The organism is Mycobacterium sp. NGS17, from assembly GCF_059813205.1.
Map to the genome: position 1 here is coordinate 432,436 of NZ_JCALED010000004.1, position 18,218 is coordinate 450,653.

16 protein-coding genes are annotated in these 18,218 nt (G+C 69.5%); 3 read left to right on the top strand and 13 right to left on the bottom strand.

The window, feature by feature from the left end:
• Positions 1-55 precede the first annotated feature (55 nt).
• The 7 genes from AC5Y7E_RS12245 to AC5Y7E_RS12275 form a co-directional block, all read right to left on the bottom strand.
• A complete protein-coding gene (locus AC5Y7E_RS12245) occupies positions 56-1,732 on the bottom strand; it encodes a ribonuclease J (protein ID WP_499919323.1) in 1,677 nt (558 codons plus the stop codon).
• A gap of 19 nt (positions 1,733-1,751) precedes the next feature.
• Positions 1,752-2,654 carry a 4-hydroxy-tetrahydrodipicolinate synthase gene (dapA, locus tag AC5Y7E_RS12250; protein ID WP_499949117.1) on the bottom strand — a complete coding sequence of 301 codons (903 nt, stop codon included), beginning with the start codon at positions 2,652-2,654 and terminating at the stop codon, positions 1,752-1,754.
• 58 nt (positions 2,655-2,712) lie between these two features.
• Positions 2,713-3,465 (bottom strand): FAD-dependent thymidylate synthase, encoded by a 753-nt coding sequence (thyX, locus tag AC5Y7E_RS12255; protein ID WP_499919321.1) that lies wholly within the window; start codon positions 3,463-3,465, stop codon positions 2,713-2,715.
• Between the two features lie 30 nt (positions 3,466-3,495).
• Positions 3,496-4,719 carry a winged helix-turn-helix domain-containing protein gene (locus AC5Y7E_RS12260; protein WP_499949119.1) on the bottom strand — a complete coding sequence of 408 codons (1,224 nt, stop codon included), beginning with the start codon at positions 4,717-4,719 and terminating at the stop codon, positions 3,496-3,498.
• Positions 4,720-4,754: 35 nt separating this feature from the next.
• Positions 4,755-5,426: a cell division protein DivIVA gene (locus AC5Y7E_RS12265; RefSeq protein ID WP_499919317.1), complete on the bottom strand. Its 672-nt coding sequence runs from the start codon at positions 5,424-5,426 to the stop codon at positions 4,755-4,757.
• Positions 5,427-5,534: 108 nt separating this feature from the next.
• Positions 5,535-6,053: a dihydrofolate reductase gene (locus AC5Y7E_RS12270; RefSeq protein ID WP_499949120.1), complete on the bottom strand. Its 519-nt coding sequence runs from the start codon at positions 6,051-6,053 to the stop codon at positions 5,535-5,537.
• Positions 6,054-6,103: 50 nt separating this feature from the next.
• Positions 6,104-6,904 carry a thymidylate synthase gene (locus AC5Y7E_RS12275; RefSeq protein ID WP_499919315.1) on the bottom strand — a complete coding sequence of 267 codons (801 nt, stop codon included), beginning with the start codon at positions 6,902-6,904 and terminating at the stop codon, positions 6,104-6,106.
• Between the two features lie 154 nt (positions 6,905-7,058).
• On the opposite strand from AC5Y7E_RS12275, the gene AC5Y7E_RS12280 reads away from it, so the two are divergent.
• Complete coding sequence (locus tag AC5Y7E_RS12280) at positions 7,059-7,808, top strand: dienelactone hydrolase family protein (RefSeq protein ID WP_499949122.1); 750 nt, start codon at positions 7,059-7,061, stop codon at positions 7,806-7,808.
• On the opposite strand, the gene AC5Y7E_RS12285 is transcribed toward AC5Y7E_RS12280, so the two are convergent.
• From AC5Y7E_RS12285 to AC5Y7E_RS12300, 4 genes are read right to left on the bottom strand one after another with little or no spacing between them, the layout of a single operon-like run.
• Entirely contained in the window at positions 7,797-9,011 is a 1,215-nt protein-coding gene (locus AC5Y7E_RS12285) for a glycosyltransferase (protein ID WP_499949124.1), read from the bottom strand. The genes AC5Y7E_RS12280 and AC5Y7E_RS12285 overlap by 12 nt on opposite strands.
• A 25-nt stretch (positions 9,012-9,036) precedes the next feature.
• The gene (locus AC5Y7E_RS12290; protein ID WP_499949126.1) at positions 9,037-10,140 is read right to left on the bottom strand and encodes an acyl-CoA dehydrogenase family protein; all 1,104 of its coding nucleotides are present in this window, start codon (positions 10,138-10,140) and stop codon (positions 9,037-9,039) included.
• Positions 10,137-11,327 (bottom strand): acyl-CoA dehydrogenase family protein, encoded by a 1,191-nt coding sequence (locus AC5Y7E_RS12295; protein ID WP_065056693.1) that lies wholly within the window; start codon positions 11,325-11,327, stop codon positions 10,137-10,139. Before AC5Y7E_RS12295 ends, AC5Y7E_RS12290 begins: the two co-directional genes overlap by 4 nt.
• Positions 11,324-12,106: an SDR family oxidoreductase gene (locus AC5Y7E_RS12300; RefSeq protein WP_499949127.1), complete on the bottom strand. Its 783-nt coding sequence runs from the start codon at positions 12,104-12,106 to the stop codon at positions 11,324-11,326. Before AC5Y7E_RS12300 ends, AC5Y7E_RS12295 begins: the two co-directional genes overlap by 4 nt.
• A gap of 134 nt (positions 12,107-12,240) precedes the next feature.
• On the opposite strand from AC5Y7E_RS12300, the gene AC5Y7E_RS12305 reads away from it, so the two are divergent.
• Positions 12,241-12,561 carry a PE-PGRS family protein gene (locus AC5Y7E_RS12305; protein WP_499949129.1) on the top strand — a complete coding sequence of 107 codons (321 nt, stop codon included), beginning with the start codon at positions 12,241-12,243 and terminating at the stop codon, positions 12,559-12,561.
• A gap of 12 nt (positions 12,562-12,573) precedes the next feature.
• Here AC5Y7E_RS12305 and AC5Y7E_RS12310 read toward each other — a convergent pair whose 3' ends face one another.
• Complete coding sequence (locus tag AC5Y7E_RS12310; protein WP_499949131.1) at positions 12,574-15,810, bottom strand: carboxyl transferase domain-containing protein; 3,237 nt, start codon at positions 15,808-15,810, stop codon at positions 12,574-12,576.
• Positions 15,807-17,339 (bottom strand): class I adenylate-forming enzyme family protein, encoded by a 1,533-nt coding sequence (locus AC5Y7E_RS12315; RefSeq protein ID WP_499949133.1) that lies wholly within the window; start codon positions 17,337-17,339, stop codon positions 15,807-15,809. Before AC5Y7E_RS12315 ends, AC5Y7E_RS12310 begins: the two co-directional genes overlap by 4 nt.
• A gap of 44 nt (positions 17,340-17,383) precedes the next feature.
• Between AC5Y7E_RS12315 and AC5Y7E_RS12320 the strand changes: the two genes are divergently transcribed.
• Positions 17,384-18,217 (top strand): acyl-CoA thioesterase domain-containing protein, encoded by an 834-nt coding sequence (locus AC5Y7E_RS12320; protein WP_499919305.1) that lies wholly within the window; start codon positions 17,384-17,386, stop codon positions 18,215-18,217.
• Position 18,218 lies beyond the last annotated feature (1 nt).

Genomic DNA, 18,218 nt, shown 5'->3' on the forward strand with positions numbered 1-18,218 from the left:
GCCATCATCGCAATGGTTTAAGTCTCGCGCGTCGGCCTACGCCGAGAGGTCGCCGCTAGACCTCGATGACGGTCGGCACGATCATCGGCTGCCTGCGGTAGGTTTCGCCCACCCACTTGCCGACGGTGCGCCGCACCCCCTGGGCGATGCGACTCGGATCGGTGATGTTCTCGGCCTGCAGCGCTTCCAGCTCGGCCTCTACCCTGCGCACGGCGGGCTCCAGCGCCTTCGGATCCTCGGAGAACCCGCGCGAATGCAGGTGCGGCGGGGCGACCGGGCGGCCGGTGCCGCGCGCGACCACCACGGTCACCGCCACGAAACCCGACGACAGGATGAGCCGTTCGCCCAGCGTGATGTCGCCGACGTCGCCGTTGATCAGGCCGTCGACGAACATCTTGCCGACCGGCACCGCGCCGGCGATCGAGGCCTTGCCGGCGACCAGGTCGACGCTCACCCCGTTCTCGGCCAGCAGGATCGACTCCTCCGGCACGCCGGTACGAGCCGCCAGTTTGGCGTTGGCGCGCAGCATGCGCCACGTCCCGTGCACGGGCATGACGTGGCGCGGCCGAATCCCGTTGTACAGAAACAACAGTTCCCCGGCGTAGGCGTGGCCCGAAACATGCACGCGGGCTTGCGCATTGGTCACGACGCGGGCCCCGATCTTGGCGAGCTCGTCGATGACGCCGTAGACCGCTTCCTCGTTGCCCGGGATCAGCGAGGACGCCAGCACCACCAGGTCGCCCGCGGTCAGCGTGATGCTGCGGTGCTCGCCCCGCGACATCCGCGACAGCGCCGACATCGGTTCGCCCTGGGTGCCGGTAGTAATCAGCACCACCTGCTCGGGCGGCATCATCTCGGCGGCGCCGATGTCGATCACGTCCGAGTCGGCCACCCGCAGGAATCCGAGTTCCCGGGCGATTCCCATGTTGCGCACCATCGATCGGCCGACGAACGACACCCGCCGGCCCAAAGCGACTGCGGCATCGATGATTTGCTGCACCCGGTCCACGTTGGAGGCGAAGCATGCCACGATGACCCGGCCTTCGGCACCGCGGATCAAGCGGTGCAGCGTCGGGCCCACTTCACTTTCCGAGGGCCCGACGCCGGGATGCTCGGAATTGGTTGAGTCACAAAGAAACAGGTCCACGCCGGCGTCACCGAGCCTCGACATGCCGGGCAGGTCGGTCGGGCGGCCGTCCAGAGGAAGCTGGTCGAGCTTGATGTCACCGGTGTGCAGGATCGTCCCCGCCCCGGTGTGCACGGCGATCGCCAGCGCGTCGGGAATGGAGTGGTTGACGGCGAAGTATTGACATTCGAACACGCCGTGACTGCTCTTCTGGCCCTCGGCCACCTCGACGAACACGGGCTTGAGGCGGTGCTCGCGGCACTTCGCGGCGACCAGCGCCAGCGTGAACTTCGAGCCGACCACCGGAATGTCGGGGCGCAACTTGAGCAGGAACGGAATGCCGCCGATGTGGTCCTCGTGGGCGTGCGTGAGCACCAGCGCCTCGATGTCGTCGAGCCGGTCTTCGATGTGACGCAGATCCGGCAGGATCAGATCCACCCCGGGTTCGTCATGGGTGGGGAACATCACCCCGCAGTCGATGACCAACAGGCGGCCCAGATGCTCGAAAACCGTCATGTTGCGGCCGATTTCGCTGATGCCACCCAGTGCAGTGACCCGCAACCCTCCCGTGGCCAAAGGGCCTGGCGGGGCGAGGTCTACATCCACTTCTCGGAAACTCCCCGGGTCACCGCAACACCGAGGCCGCTCGCATGTCCGCGGCCAACTCGTCGAGTTGTTCTGGTGTCGCGGGCATTTGCGGCAGTCGCGGATCGCCGACGTCGATACCTTGCAGACGCAGACCGGCCTTCGACAGGGTCACCCCGCCCAGGCGGGCCATCGCGTCGCACAGCGGGGCGACGGTGGCGTTGATCTTGCGGGCGGTGGCGATGTCCCCGGAGCTGAAGGCGGCCAACATTTCCCGAAGTTGTCCGGCGGCCACGTGCGAAATCACGCTGATGAACCCGGTGGCGCCCATGGCCAGCCAGGGCAGGTTCAGCGCGTCGTCGCCGGAGTAGTAGGCCAGGCCGGTGTCGGCGATGATCTGGCCGCCGCTGTGCAGGTCGGCCTTCGCGTCCTTGATCCCGACGATGTTGGGGTGGGCGGCCAGCGCGCGGATGGTCTCGGGCTGGATCGGTATCACCGAACGCGGCGGGATGTCGTAGAGCAGCACGGGCAGCTCGGTCGCGTCGGCGACGGTGGTGAAGTGGGCGATCAGCCCGCTCTGGGGCGGCTTCGAGTAATACGGCGTGACCACCAGCAGCCCGTGGGCGCCCTCGGCCGCGCATGCCTTGGCCAGCCGGACGCTGTGGGCGGTGTCATAGGTGCCCGCACCGGCGATGACGCGGGCCCGGTCGCCGACCGCCTCCAGCACGACGCGCAGCAGTTCACGCTTCTCGTCGTCGGTGGTGGTCGGGGACTCGCCCGTGGTTCCGGAAACCACCAGCCCGTCACAGCCGGCGTCGATCAGGTGATTGGCCAGCTGTGCGGCGGCGGCGATGTCGACGGAGCCGTCGCGGTCAAACGGCGTGACCATCGCGGTCAGCAAGGTCCCCAACCGCGCTGGGGCGTCGAATCCGACCGTGCTCACGCTGCTAGGTTACCTGGCCCCGGCAAGGTGATTAGCATCCGCGTTGCGCGCCGGCGCATCAGGCTTCGGTCGCCAGCGGGCTGGTCGCGACCTCGGTGCCGTCGGCCAGCGTGGAGATTTCGAAGTCGGCGAACACCGCCGGCGCCACGCCGGTCAACTGCCGCAGGCACTCGATGGCGAGCCGCCGGATCTCCACGTCGGCGTGCTCGCTGGCGCGCATCGCGATGAAGTGGCGCCACGCCCGGTAGTTGCCGGTGACGACGATGCGGGTTTCAGTCGCGTTGGGCAGCACGGAGCGGGCCGCCTGGCGGGCCTGTTTGCGACGCAACACCGCGTTCGGTTGGTCCGCGAACTTCGCCTCCAGCTTCGCCAGCAGCTCGGTGTAGGTGGCGCGGCTGGCGTCCGCGGCCGCGGCCAGGATCCGCTGCAGTTCCGGATCGTCTTCCATGCCCGGCGGCAGGACGACGTGCGATTCCTTCTCGGGGACGTAGCGCTGCGACAGCTGCGAATAGGAGAAGTGCCGATGCCGAATCAGCTCATGGGTGCACGATCGCGAGATGCCGGTGATGTAGAACGACACACTCCCGTGTTCGAGCACCGAGAAGTGGCCGACATCGATGATGTGCTTGATGTAGCCGGCGTTGGTCGCGGTCTTGGGGTTCGGTTTCGACCAGCTCTGGTAGCAGGCCCGGCCGGCGAACTCGACCAGCGCGGCCCCGCCGTCGGCGTCGGTGGCCCACGGCACGTCGGGGGGTGCCAAGAAGTCGGTCTTGGCGATCAGTTGCACGCGCAGCGGCGCGATCTCGGCCACGGCGCTCACCTTAGCCCGGCGACGCTGGCCTCAACTGACCCGCTTGGCCGCCTGGCGCAGCTCGGCGGCCAGATCTCCGCGGCCGGCGACGCTCAACCCGCCCAGGCCCAGCCACGACGCCATGGACTCGCACTCACGGGCCAGCGCCGCGGCGACGCGGGGCTTGGCCACACCGGGCTCGCCGAACGCACCCAGGACCCGCAGCGAGTCGGCGGCGCGGTCGGCCTTGAGGTCGACCCGCGCCACCAGTCGTCCGTCCATGAGTAGCGGCCACACGTAGTAGCCGTACCGCCGCTTGGCGGCCGGGGTGTAAATCTCTATGCGGTAATGGAATTCGAACAATCGCTCGACGCGTGGGCGAAAGAAGATGAGTGGGTCGAACGGGCACAGCAACGCAGTGCCGCGGTCGGTGCGGGGCACCGTGCGCCCCGCCCGCAGATAGGCCGGTGCGGACCAGCCGTCGACGTCGGCCGGCTCGATGTCTCCGGCGGCCACCAGTGCGGCGATCGCCGGCTTGATCTGTTGCGCCGACAGCCGAAAGTAGTCGCGGATGTCGGCCTCGGTGCCCACGCCCAACGCGGTGGCGGCCCGCAGCGCGAGCTCGCGGATCGCCTCGTCGTCGTCGACCTCGCGGGCCAGCACGCCGGCCGGCAGCACCCGTTCCACCAAGTCGTAGTGGCGAGCGAAGCCCACCCGGGTGGCGGTGGTGAGCACGCCGGCCGAGAACAGCGCCTCGGCCACCCACTTGGTGTCGCTGCGGCTGCCCCACCAGCTTCCCCTGGGCCCGCGTGTTTCGGCTTCCAGATGGGCCTCGATCTGCCCGGCGGTGCTGGGCCCGAGTTCGGCGACGGCGGCAACGATCTTATCGGCAAGTTCCGGGTTGGCCTTGACGATGTGGGTGCCCCACCGGCCGTGGGAGTACTGGCGCATCCGCCAGCGCAGCAGCGGCCAGTCCTCGACGGCCATCAGCGCGGCCTCGTGCGCCCAGTACTCCGCCAGCAGCCGCGACGACCGCGGGCCCCAGGCGGCGCGGTCGAGCACGTCACGGTCGTAGGGGCCGAGCCGGCTGAACACCGGCGCGTAGTGTGCGCGCACCGCCACCGAGACCGAATCCAGTTGCAGCACCTGAATTCTGGAGATCAACCGCTTCAAGTGAGCCCGGGTGACCTCGCCACCGGGCCGGAGTTCGGTAAATCCTTGGGCCGCAACGGCTATCCGCCGGGCTTGGGCGGCCGATAGCCTGCGGGTCGACACGCGCCGAGAATACCGGCCGTGTCCGACATGCCGCGTTAGGACGCTGAGCCGGCGCTGACTTTCTCGTCCAACCGCGCCATCGTGTCCGTCTCGGGCGCATTCTTTTGTTCGTCGTATGCGGCATCGAGGGCATCCGGAACCGCTTTCAGGTCGCGGTAGACGCCCATCAGCTGTTCGAGGATCCGGATCCGTTGCCGGCTCGCCTCCTCGACGGCCCGTCGGGCCTCCTCACGATCCCGGTCCGCCCTCTCCTTCGCCTCCGCGAGGAGCCGCTCACGCGCCTGCTGGGCGTCTTCGCGCAGGCTGGTCAGCTCCGCTTCGAGCTTTTCCTTGGTCACCTGGTATTCGGCTTCCATGGCTTCGCGCTCCGCGGCCATGTCCGACACCATCTGCTCGCGCTTTCGCTGGGTCTCTTCGGCCTCGGCCTCGGCCGCCGCGATCAGCGCATCCGCTTCTGCTCGCGCCTCGGCCTGCATCTCCGCCACCTCGTCGACCGCGCGGCTCAGCATTTTCGCCAACCGCTGCTGCACCGCGTGCGGCGACGGCGACGTGTCCGTCAAAGCGGCCACTTCCTTGCGCAGCGCGGCCGTTTGTTCGCCGGATTCCCGCAGCCGGGCACGTAGGCTCTCGACGTCGTCAAGCAGCAGTTGCTGCTTGGCGGTCAACATCTCGACGTGGGCATCGACCGCGGTCGCGTCGTACCCCATGAATTTTCGCGCGAACGTCCTGGGTTCGGGTGTCACTGCCAATTCCCCCTCCTAATGCGAACGCCTGATTGACCCCGTACGACCGACCCAGGATCCGAGTATGTCAGGTCAGGCCGTGGGCGCGAACGGGTGCGCGGCGCTGCGACGGTAGCTGTGGAAGCGATACCGCAGGCCCGAGCGGCTGGCCCGCCACTGCCCCGTTTCACCCACCCAAGTGTCGTCCAGCGTCGGCGCCAGCGCATCGTCGTCATCGCGTCGCAAATCGATTTCGATCTCGGTGACCTCACAGCGCGTGGCGTACGGCAGGGCCAGCAAATAAATCTGTGCGCCGCCGATCACCCACGTTTCGGGCCCCCCCGTGGCGAGGGCTTCGTCCAGGGTGCCGACCACGCACGCCCCGTCGGCGACGAAACCGGTGTCGCGGGACAGGACCACATTGCGCCGGCCCGGCAGGGGCCGCACCTTCGCCGGCAACGAATCCCAGGTCCGCCGGCCCATGATCACCGGGTGCCCGATGGTCACCTCTTTGAAGCGCATCAGATCTTCCGGCACTTTCCAGGGGATGTCGCCATCGCGCCCGATGACGCCGGAGGTCGACTGAGCCCACACCAGGCCCACCTCGGTCATACGCGCTACTCCTTGCAGGCCGCCCGAGCCGGCGTCGTCGCCGGCGCGCTTCATACAGCGACTGGGGCTTTGATCGCCGGATGGGGGTCGTAGTTCTTCACGACAACGTCGTCGTAGGTGTAATCGAAAATCGAATCCCGTGGCCCCAGAACGAGTTCCGGGTATGGCCGGGGGTCGCGGCTCAGCTGCAGCCGCACCTGCTCGACGTGGTTGTCGTAGATGTGGCAGTCCCCGCCCGTCCAGACGAACTCACCGACGGCGAGGCCGGACTGGGCGGCCATCATGTGCGTCAGCAGCGCGTAGCTGGCGATGTTGAACGGCACGCCCAAAAACAGGTCGGCGCTGCGCTGGTAGAGCTGGCAGCTCAGCCGGCCGTCGGCCACGTAGAACTGGAAGAACGCGTGACACGGCGGCAGCGCCATCTGCGGGATTTCGCCGACGTTCCAGGCCGACACGATGATGCGCCGCGAGTCGGGGTCGGTGCGCAGCAGGTCCAGAGCCGCACTGATCTGGTCGACGTGCTCGCCCGACGGCGTGGGCCAGGACCGCCATTGCACACCGTAGATCGGCCCCAGATCGCCTGTGCTGCTTGCCCATTCGTCCCAGATGGTAACCCCGTGCTCGTGCAGCCAGGCGACGTTGGAATCGCCGCGCAGGAACCACAGCAATTCGTAGATCACCGATTTCAGGTGCACCTTCTTGGTGGTGAGCAGCGGGAACCCGGCCGACAGGTCATAGCGCAGCTGCCGACCGAACAGGCTGCGGGTCCCGGTGCCGGTGCGGTCGGATTTGGCCGCCCCCTGGTCGAGCACCAAGCGGAGCAAGTCCTCGTAGGGGGTCGGGATCGGCACGCCGCAAGCTTAGCGGCGATCGCCAGCGCGGCGTGGCCGGGCGCGGCGGGTCGGCGCCGATTAGCCCAGCGGCGATCGCCAGCGCGGCGTGGCCGGGCGCGGCGGGTCGGCGCCGAATGATTCGGGTCGAGGCGCGCGGAGTAGAACGGGTGCCATGCCGAACATCATCGACGTCGTCACCACACCCGATGGCACCTGCACGGTGCACCTGTTCACCCCCGACGGGCCGGAATCGCAAGTCCCGTGGCCCGCGGTGGTCATGTATCCCGACGCGGGCGGCGTGCGTGACACGTTCGAGCAGATGGCGGCCAAGCTGGCCGGGTTCGGGTACGCGGTGCTGCTTCCGGATGTCTACTACCGCACCGCGGACTGGGCGCCGTTCGAGATGGCGACGGTATTCAGCGACCCGAAAGAACGCGGACGCCTGTTCTCGATGATCGGCAGCGTCACCCCGGACCGGATGGCTGCCGACGCCGGCGCGTTCTTCGACTATCTGGCCGCCCGCCCCGAGGTGGCCGGCGAGCGATTCGGGGTGTGCGGCTACTGCATGGGCGGCCGGACGTCGCTCATGGTGGCCGGCCGGGTGCCGGACCGGGTGGCCGCGGCGGCGTCCTTCCACGGCGGCGGCCTGGTGACCGACACCGACGACAGCCCCCACCTGCTCGCCGACCGGATGACCGCCACGGTGTACGTGGGCGGCGCCAAGGATGACGCGTCGTTCACCGCCGATCACGCCGAACAGCTCGACAAAGCGCTGACGGCGGCCGGCGTCGAGCACACCATCGAGTGGTACCCGGCCGGCCACGGATTCGCGGTTCCGGACAACGCGCCCTACGACGCCGCGGCGGCCGAGCGGCATTGGGCGGCGATGACGGAGGTGTTCGCGTCCGCGTTACCGCGCTAACGCGGTCATCAGCAGCGTCGCGGCCACCGAAGCGCCGTCGGTACGGATCGTTGCGGCCACAGAACTCGCGCGTGCGCGGACCTGATCGGTCAGGACCGCCTTGAGCGCGGTCGACAGCGACTCGGTGGTGGGAGCGGGACCGTCATGGGGGGCGCCGATGCCGAGGTCGCGCACCCGGGCCGCCCAGTGGGGCTGATCGGCCCCCTGGGGCACCACCACCTGCGGGACACCCGCCCGGGCGGCCGTCGTCGTGGTGCCCGCGCCGCCGTGGTGCACGACGGCGGCGACCCGCCCGAACAGCGCCTGGTGGTTGACCTCGCCGACGGCGAAACAGTCGTCCCGGTCGTCGATCGGGGCCAGGCCGGCCCAGCCGCGGGACACCACGGCGCGATGGCCCAGCGCGCGCACCGCCTCGATGGCCGTGCGCGCGACGTCTCGCGAGGCGCGCATCGGCATGCTGCCGAAGCCCACATAGACCGGCGGCGCGCCCGCGTCGAGGAATGCCAGCAGGTCGGCGGGCAGCGGGCGCTCGTCGCGCAGCAGCCACGCACCGGTTTGGACGACCTCGAGGTCGGCGGCCTGCCAGGGGTCCAGGATCGGGTCCGTCGCCAGCCATGGGCAGTCGGTCAGCGCGTAGTCGCGCAAGTTGTCCAGCGGCGGCAGGCCGATCGCCGCACGGTGACCGTTGAGCGTCGCGCCGAACAGCTCCTGCAGGTGCCGTCCATCCAGTTGCCACAGGACGCGGTTGTCGGCCATGCCGAAAGGGATCGGCCCCTTGGCGTACGCCGGCGGTGGGTGGTGCGGCGACGGCAGGATGGTGGGCTGGTAACTGACGTAGACGTAGTGGAGTCCCAGCCTTTCGGTCGCCGAGCGCACGGCGGCCGCGGCGGCCGGGAAGCCGGCGACCACCAACGCGTCACAGCCTTCGGCCGCGGCGGCAACGGTGTCGAATTGCGCGGCGATGAGCCGGTCCAAGTGCCCGCGCAGGTCCTCCTCCGACGGCGGCGTGCCCGTCTTCATCGCCCGCAGCGATTCGCCGAAGGGCAGCAGCGGCACGCCGGCACGGGCCAACAGCTCGACGAATTCGGCGTCCGGCGGCGCACTCACCCGCGCGTCAACGCCGAGCGTCCGCAGCTGCACCGCGAGCGCGGCGAGCGGCTCGACGCCTCCGCGCGAGTCGTACGCCGACAGCAACACTCGCATTCGTCCAGCTCCGAAAGATGTGTGGTCAGAACGCCGGCAGGTCCACCAATTCGGCCAGCCGGGCGCGGTGCCGGTAGGCGGTGCCGAACGCCAACTGGTCGCTCTTGGCCCGCTTGAGGTACAGGTGCGCCGGATACTCCCAGGTCATCCCGATGCCGCCGTGCAGCTGGACGCACTCCTCGGCGGCGTGCACCGCGACATCGCTGCAGTAGGCCTGGGCGATCGCCGCCGCGGCGTCCGCGTCGGGGCCGCCGGCGGCGCAGGTGTCGGCCGCGTAGCGGGCCGCGGCCGCCGCCGCGCCGACCTCGAACCACAGGTCGGCCAGCCGGTGCTTGATCGCCTGGTAGGAGCCGATGGTGCGGCCGAACTGCCTGCGCTCCCTTACGTACTGCAGCGTGGTCTCGAAGCACCACTGGGCGACCCCGAGTTGCTCGGACGCCAGCAGGGCCGCCGCGGTCCGGATGGCTTCGGTGACCGGCGCGTCGCCCGCCCCGACCCGGGACGACGGAGATCCCGAAAACGACACGGCGGCAAGGGGTCTGGTCATGTCCAGCGCGAGCGCCGGGGAGATCTGCACGCCCGCCGTGTCGCGGGCGACGGTGTGCAGCTCGAGCCCGTCGCTCCCGGCGACCGGGACCACCAGCACATCGGCGGCGTCGGCGCCGGCCACACTGGTGACCGACCCGCTCAGCCCGTCGGCGCCGCCGCTGACGCCCGTGATCGGGTCGCCCGGTGCGCTCGACAACGGCACCACCAACGCCGCCGTCAGCTCGCCCTGGGCCAGCGCCGGGACGGTCTCGGTGTCACCGGCACGCAGCAGCGCGATCGTGGCCAGGACCGCGCTGGACAGGAACGGCACCGGCGCGACGGCCCGGCCGATCTCCTCCATGACCACGGCGGCCTCGCGGGCGCTGGCGTCGGCGCCGCCCAGCGACTCCGGAACCAGCAGACCGGCCACGCCCAGTTCGCCGGCCAGCGTGCGCCACACTCCCGAAAAGTCTTGCGGTTGGGGATCATAGGCGCGTGCGACCGTTTCGGGCGGGCACCGCTCGGCGAACAGCTGACGGACGCCGGCCCGCAACGCCTCTTCGGTGTCGGAGTACAACAGGTCGGCGGTGTGCGCGCTCATCGGGGCAGGTCCTTCCACGCGACGTCCTTATCGACACGATGTTCACCCGGCAGGCCGAGGATGCGCTCGGAGATGGTGTTGCGCAGGATCTCTGACGTGCCGCCCTCGATCGAGTTGCCGCGCGCCCGCAGGTAGCGGTAGCCGGGCCCGCGACCGACCAGGTCGACCGTCTCGGGCCTGCGCATGGTCCAGTCGTCGTAGAGCAGCCCGGATTCGGCGTGCAGCTCGATCTCGAAGCCCGAAATGGCTTGCGCCAGTTTGGCGAAAGCCACCTTCATGCCCGCGCCCTCGGGGCCGGGCTGACCGGTGGCCGCCTGTTGCCGCAACCGTTCACCGGCGAGCCGAAAGACCTCCGCCTCGACCCACAGCCGCATCAGCTGGTCGTGCATCGCGGGGTTACGCAGTTCCGGCTCGTCGCGCCAGGCCGCGGCGACCTTGCCGATGTGGCCGCCTTCCCGTGGGACGCCGGCTCGCGACCCGATGGCGACGCGTTCGTTGTTGAGCGTGGTGGTCGCGACCCGCCAGCCTCCGCCCTCCGGGCCGAGCCGGTTGGCATCGGGCACCCGGACGTCGGTGAGGAACACCTCGTTGAATTCCGCCTCGCCGGTGATCTGGCGCAACGGCCGGATATCGACCCCCGGTTGCGTCAGGTCGCAGAGGAAGTAGGTCAGACCGTGGTGTTTCGGCACGGCCGGATCGGTCCGGGCGACCAGGATGGCCATCTGCGCGTGTTGCGCCTGCGACGTCCACACCTTCTGCCCGTTGACAATCCAGTCGTCACCGTCTCGCACCGCACGGGTGGCCACCCCGGCCAGGTCGGATCCGGCGCCCGGCTCGCTGAACAGCTGGCAGTAGATCTGCTCACCGGTGAACAACGGGCGCAAGAACTTTCGCTTCTGCTCGTCGGTGCCGAAGGCCGCGATCGTCGGCGCGGCCATGCCCATGCCGATGTAATTCTTGCGGGTGCCGCCCACCGGTGCGCCGGCCGCGGCCAGCCGGGCGTCGACGCGCTCCTGAGCGGTGCGCGGCAGGTCCAGCCCGCCGAAACCGTGCGGTAGATGCACCCAGGCAAGCCCCGCATCGTATTGTGCGCCAAGGAAATCGCGTGGGTCGCTGGTCGCCGGATCGTGCTCGTCGAGCAGTGCCTGCACCCGCGCGTCCAGGTCGGCCGTGTCGACGGCGGTCATTGCGCGCCGCCCGGTGCGGACTGGAATCCCTGTGCGGCGCCCAGCAGCAGGCCACCGTCGATCACCATGGTTTCGCCGGTGATCCAGTTCGCGGCGTCGGAGACCAGGAAGGCGACGGCCGCGGCCACGTCGATCGGCTCCCCGATGCGCCCGAGCGCGATCGACGACGCCAGCGGGTCCTCGTGGTCCTTCCACAGCGCCTCGGCGAGCCGGGTGCGGACCACACCGGGGCATATCGCATTGACCCTGATGCGCGGCGAAAGTTCCAGCGCCAGTTGCTTGGTGACGTGGATCAGCGCGGCCTTGGTGGCGTTGTACATCCCCATCGCCGGCGATTGATGCAACCCACCGATGGAGGCCGTGTTGACGATCGTCCCGCCGTGCTCACCCATCCACGACTTGACCACGAGCGAGGTCCACAGCAGCGGAGCCCACAGGTTGACGTCGAAGATCTTGGTGAAGCGGGCGTGATCCTGCTCGATCAGCGGACCGTATGCCGGGTTGGTTCCGGCGTTGTTGATCAGGATGTCGACGGTGCCGAAGCGCTCCAGCGTGAGCTCGACGCAGTGGCGCGCCGCGTCCTCGTCGACCGCATGGGCGCCCACCCCGAGGGCCCGCTTCCCCACCTGAGCGGCGGCCTCGTCGGCGGCCTCCTGCTTGCGCGCGGTGAGCACCACGTTGGCCCCCGCGGCCGCCAGCTGCTGCGCGATCGACAGCCCGATTCCGCGCGACGCGCCGGTGATGATCGCGGTGCGGCCGGTCAGATCTTGTGAGGTCATGGGGTCGGGCCTTCCGTCGCGGTGGGAGCCGCCGTTGAGCAGCGAGGACTTCGTTTGCAGTCGAATTTTATTCGCGATGTTTTGAACATGTGTTGAGGTGGTATGCCACGCGCATGCTATCGAAATTGACACTCATGAAACCGCTGGTTGTTGCCGGGGCTGTCGCTGCGGCCATCGCCGCCGCGCCCGCGGCCGCCGCTGATGTGTACGTCGCCGGACCAGCCGCTGCACCCACGCACGTGACCTTCAAGGACGACCCGGGCGGCGGCGGCTGCGACGCGAACGGAAACTGCGGCTCGGGCGGCCAGTTCAACGGCCCCGGCGGCGGTCCGGGCGGCCAGGGCTGCGTCCCGGGCGTCGGCTGCGGCTCCGGCGGGCAGAACGCTGGACCCGGCGGCATTCCCGGCGGGCAAGGCTGTCTGCCGGGCGTCGGCTGCGGCGGCGGCCACGCCTAATCGCTGAACCCGTCAGCCTCCCGAGAGCCTGGTGATCCAGGCCCGGGAGGCTGCTGGGTCTATGACGTCGTCCAGTTCGAATGTGGTGGCCGCCCGCAGCGCCTTGCCGTGCTCGTAGGCCGCGGCCACCAGGCGATCGAACAGGCTCTGCCGCTCGGCGGGATCGCCAGACTCTTTCGCGGCGGCCAGCTCCTTGCTGAAGCCAAGCCGCACCGCGCCTTCCAGGCCCATGCCGCCGATCTCTCCGGTCGGCCAGGCGACGGTGAAGTGCGGCGCGCGAAATGAGCCGCCGGCCATCGCCATCGCGCCGAGCCCGTATCCCTTGCGCAAGATGATCATTCCCAGCGGCACCGTCAGCCGCGCGCCCAGGACGAACATCCGACCGAAGCGGCGAACGGCCGCTTCCTTTTCCGCGTCGGGCCCGACCATGAAGCCCGGGGTGTCGCACAGCGAGATCACCGGCAGCCCGAACGATTCGCACAACGCCAGGAAGTCGCCGGTCTTGTCGGCGGCCTCGGCATCGATCGCGCCACCCAGATGGTGGGTGCTGTTGGCGATCAACCCGTATGGAACCCCCTCGACGCGCACCAGCGCGGTGACGATTCCCACGCCGTAATCCGGACGCAGCTCCAGCACCGATCCGACGTCGACGATCGCCTCGATCGCGCGGTGCACGTCGTAGGCGCGTAACCGGTTCTGCGGCACCACATGCCGGGCCAACCGCGGATCGGGCGCGGCCCAGTCGCTGACCGAGCCCTGAAAGTACGACAGGTACTGCTTGGCCAGTGCGACAGCGTGCGCCTCATCGTGGGCGACCAGGCTGACCACGCCGTTGCGGCGCTGCACGCCGATCGGCCCGATCGCCTCGGGCGGATACACGCCGAGCCCGCCGCCCTCGATCATCGCCGGCCCGCCCATCCCGATGTTGGCGTCCGGCGTCGCGATGATCACGTCGCACACCCCGGCAAGCGCGGCATTGCCGGCGAAGCACCGGCCCGAGACGACCGACACCAGCGGCACTTCCCCACTCAGCCCCGCGAGCATTCGGAAGGTAGGGACGTCGAGCCCGGCGGCGCCGCCGACGTCGGTGTCCCCCGGCCGGCCCCCGCCGCCCTCGGCGAACAGCACCACCGGCAACCGCTTTCGCGCGGCGAGGTCGAACACGCGGTCGGTCTTGGCGTGGTTGCGCATGCCCTGCGTGCCGGCCAGCACGGTGTAGTCGTAGGACACCACGACGGCCTGCGCCGCCGCCCGGCCGAACCGGTCCGCGCCGATGGTGGCCAGGCCGGCGACCAGGCCGTCGGCCGGGGTGTTGACAATCAGGTCCTCCTCCGAGCGCCGGCTGCGCTGCGCGGCGATGGCCAGCGCGCCGTATTCGACGAAGCTGTCGGGGTCGACGAGGTCGGCGATGTTCTCCCGCGCGGTGCGCCGACCTTGGTTGTGCCGCTTGGTTACCGCGGCCTGGCGACCCTCGTCGAGGGTCAGGGCGTGGCGGTGCACGACCTCGTCGAGATCGGCACGTGGACGATCGAGATCGGTTCCGGCCGAGACGGATTCGCTATCACCAGCATCGGCGGTGCGGGTGAAGACCAACAGCGGGTCTCCGGTGCCGACCACCTGGCCCGGAGCCACCAGGACCCGGACAATCCGCAGCGCGTCCGGCGCGACGAGCACGTGCTGCATCTTCATCGCTTCCAGGACAACCAGCTGACCACCCGCGGGGTATTCGGTGCCCTCGGGCACCACCTCGACCACGGTGCCGGCCAGCTGCGCGCGCAGCGCGTCCTCACCGGGGTAGAGCTCGACCGCGGCCACCCGCGTTTCCTGCCGGTGCGACAGCGCCGCCTGGGCGAGTTCGGGTAGCTTCTCATCGAGGAAACCGGTGCTCACCCAACCGGACTCGATGCGATCGTCGCGCAGCAGTTCGCGCAGGAATGCGATGTTGGTGTTGACGCCCTCGATGCTGAACTCGGCCAGGGCGGTGCGGGCTTTGCGCACCGCCGCCCGCCAGGACGACCCGTGCACATCGACGATGAGCTTGGCCAGCAGCGAATCGTACTGGGGGCTTATCACCAATCCGGCCCGGCCATAGGTGTCGACGCGCACGCCGGGACCGCTGGGCGGGGAGAACACCGTGAGCGTGCCCGCCGATCCGGCGACGGAGGAGTCGGGCCCGAAGGTCTCCGTGTTGACCCTGAGCTGGATGGCGATGCCGTGGTGCGCGGCGGGCTCGCCGATGACTTCCATTCCGTCGGAGGCGATCCCGGATGCCAGCCCCAGCTGGTAGAAGGATGCACCGCCGGCGATCGCCAGCTGAACGGCCACCAGGTCGAGTCCGGTGGTTTCCTCGGTGACGGTGTGCTCGACCTGGATTCGCGGGTTGACTTCGAGGAAGACGAATTGCTCGCCGGTGACCAGGAATTCGACCGTGGCCAGTCCGCGCAGGCCCACGCGGGCGCACAGGCGCACCGCCGCCTCGTGCAGTGCTCGGCGGAGGTCGTCCGAAAGTCCTTGCGCAGGAGCGATTTCGATGACCTTCTGGTAGCGCCGCTGGATGCTGCAGTCGCGGTCGCCGACCGCGCGGGCGTGCGTCTGATGGCCCGCTGGCGCGGCGACGACCTGCACCTCGATGTGGCGCGCGTCGGTGAGCAGCGCCTCGGCGAACAGCGCGGGATCGCCGAAGCCCAGCTGCGCCTCGGCGGCGCACCGCCGATAGGCCTCGTCGATCTGATCGGCGTTGCGCACCTTGCGCATTCCGCGCCCTCCGCCGCCGGCGAGGGCCTTGATCATGACGCCACCGCCGTGGGCGGCAAAGAATGCCCTGATGTCCTCGACGCTGCTCGGCCCCTCGGTCGCCGGCAGCACCGGCACCCCGGCGGCGATCGCGGCGCCGCGGGCCGACGTCTTGTTGCCGAGCAGCTCGAGCACCCCGGCGTCGGGACCTACGAACGTGTAGCCGCCCGTCACGCAGGCATCGGCGAATGTGGCGTTCTCGCTGAGGAATCCGTAACCCGGATGGATCAGATCCGCACCGGAGTTCTTCGCCGCGGCCAGCACGGCGGACTGGTCCAGGTAGGCGCGCGGCCCGGCGCCCGGCAGGCCGATCGCCTCGTCGGCCGCGTGCACATGCGGGCTATCCGCATCGTCCTCGGCATAGACCGCGATCGTGCGGATCCCCAGTTCGGTTGCCGTGCGGATGATTCGAAGGGCGATCTCGCCGCGGTTGGCGACCAGCAGGCTCGGGCTCATCGCAGCGGGTCTCCCCACTGGACCTGCTCGCGGAGTCTGGCCTTGAGCAGTTTGCCGCCGGCATTGCGCGGCAGCGCACTGTCTACCACCGTGACGTATTGCGGCACTTTGAAGTCGGCCAGCTGGCTGCGGCAGTGGTCGAGCACCGCCGGCACGTCGATTTCGTCGTCGCCGCCGAACAACACCGCCCCCACCTTCTCGCCCATGACCTCGTCGGAGACCCCGAGCACGCAGGCGTCGGCCACGTGCGGCGCCGCCAGCAGCACGGCCTCCACCTCGACGCTGGAGACGTTCTCACCACCGCGGTTGATGATGTCCTTGAGCCGGTCCACGATGTGCACCCGGCCCGCATCGTCGACGCGCACCACGTCGCCGGTGTGCAGCCAGCCGTCCGCAAACGTCGCGGCGGTGGCCGCGGAGGTCCTAGCCCGATTCCAGTAGCCGGTGGTCACATTGGCGCCCCGCGCCACCAACTCCCCCACACCCGGGTCGTCCCCGAACGGGATCACCCCCAGGTCCACCGATGGAACCGCGTAGCCGACGGAGTCGGCGTGCTCGACGGCCTCGCTGTCGGGCAGCACGGTCATCAGTGACGCCGTCTCCGTCATGCCATAGCCGTTGAACACCGTGGCGCAGGGGAACGCGTTCTTCACCGACCGCACCAGCGACGGGGCGATCGGTGCGCCGCCGTAGCCCACCCACCGCACGTTCGACACGTCGGGGTCGGCAAAACCGCTGTGCCGCAACAACAGCGAATATATTGCCGGGACGGTGACCATGACCGAGATGCGTTCGGCGGTCAGCGTGGCGAGCAACGCGTCCAGATTGAGCGTGGGCATGATCACCGAGGCTCCCCCGAGCCGGGCGGCGGCCAGCAGCTGGGTATTGCAACCCGTCACATGAAACAGCGGCACGGAGATGAGCGTGCGCATCGCTTCGCCGAGGTCCCGCGGCTGTTGCAGACAGCGGATCGCGTTCTCGGTGTTGGTCAGGAACGCCTCGTGCGTGGTCGGAACGCCCTTGGGGTGGCCGGTGGTGCCCGACGTGTAGAACAGGGCCGCCGTGTCGGCGCGGCCGCGTTGCTCGGTGACGTAGGGCCGCCCGTCGGGCAGCGCGGCGTCCGGCGCCAGATCCACTCGCGCACCGGAGTCCGACAGGACGAACTCGACCTCGGGCCGTGCCGATCGCGTATTGACCGCCACCACAACGCCACCGGCCATCACGGTGCCCCAGAACGCCAGCGCCCAGTCGATTCCGGCGGGGTAACGCACCGCGACGCGGTCGCCCGGCTTCAGGCCGTCCGCGCGCAGCCCCCCGGCGACCCGCGCTGCGCGATCCCAGAGCTGCCGGTATGTGAGACGCCCGGCCCCCAGCTCGACCAGGGCTTCTGCGCCCGGACGGGCGTCGACCTGTTCGGCGAGCATGTCCAGCAGGGACGCGGGCAGCTCGTCGAAGCGCGGAATACCATCGCGACCCCGGGACACGCCGGTCAGCGGGAACGGGTTACGGTCGCGCGGAATTTCGATCACAGCATGCCCGGTCCTTGCTAATCCGGTGTCCTATCGTGATAGCGGTGACGATCGACGATTCCGCCATCATGCCCGAGGCGTTCTTCACTGTAGACGGCGACTCCTATGTTCCGGGCCCGATGACGCAGGGCCCGTGGGGCTCGGCGATGGGCGGCCAGATCGTCGGGGGTCTGTTGGGTTGGGGCATAGAGCAATCCGGCATCGATCCGGACCTGCAGCCCGCCCGCTTCACGGTTGACCTGTTGCGCCCGGCCCTGATGGAGCCGGTGCAGATCCGGACCGCGGTGCAGCGCGAGGGCCGGCGCATCAAACTGGTCGACGGCAGCCTGGTCCAGAACGGCACCGTCGTCGCCCGGGCCAGCGCGCTGTTTTTGCGCCGCGGCGATCATCCCGAGGGTCAGGTGTGGTCGTCGCCGGCGCAGATGCCGCCGCTCCCGACATCCTCGGACGGCTTCGGAGACGGGATGCCGTTTCTCATCTGGGGGTATGGTGCGACGCTGCAAGGCAGTCCGGGAATCGCGGCCGGCGAATGGGAGCAGACCCACTCCCAGAAGTTCGCCTGGGCGCGGCTGTTTCGCCCGATGGTGCACGGACATCCGCTCACACCGTTCACCCGCCTGGCCTTCGTCGGTGACATCACGAGTTCGCTCACCCATTGGGGCACCGGTGGATTGCGCTACATCAACGCCGACTACACCGTGACGGCGAGCCGATTGCCCGACGGCGAATTCCTCGGTCTGGCCGCCCAGAGCCACTACGGCGCGGCCGGTGTCGCCACCGGCGCCGCGACCCTGTTCGACCAGCACGGGCCGATCGGCACCAGCTCGGCGCTGGCCCTGGCTCAACCGGCCGACGCCTTCAAACCGACCTACGCCTAGG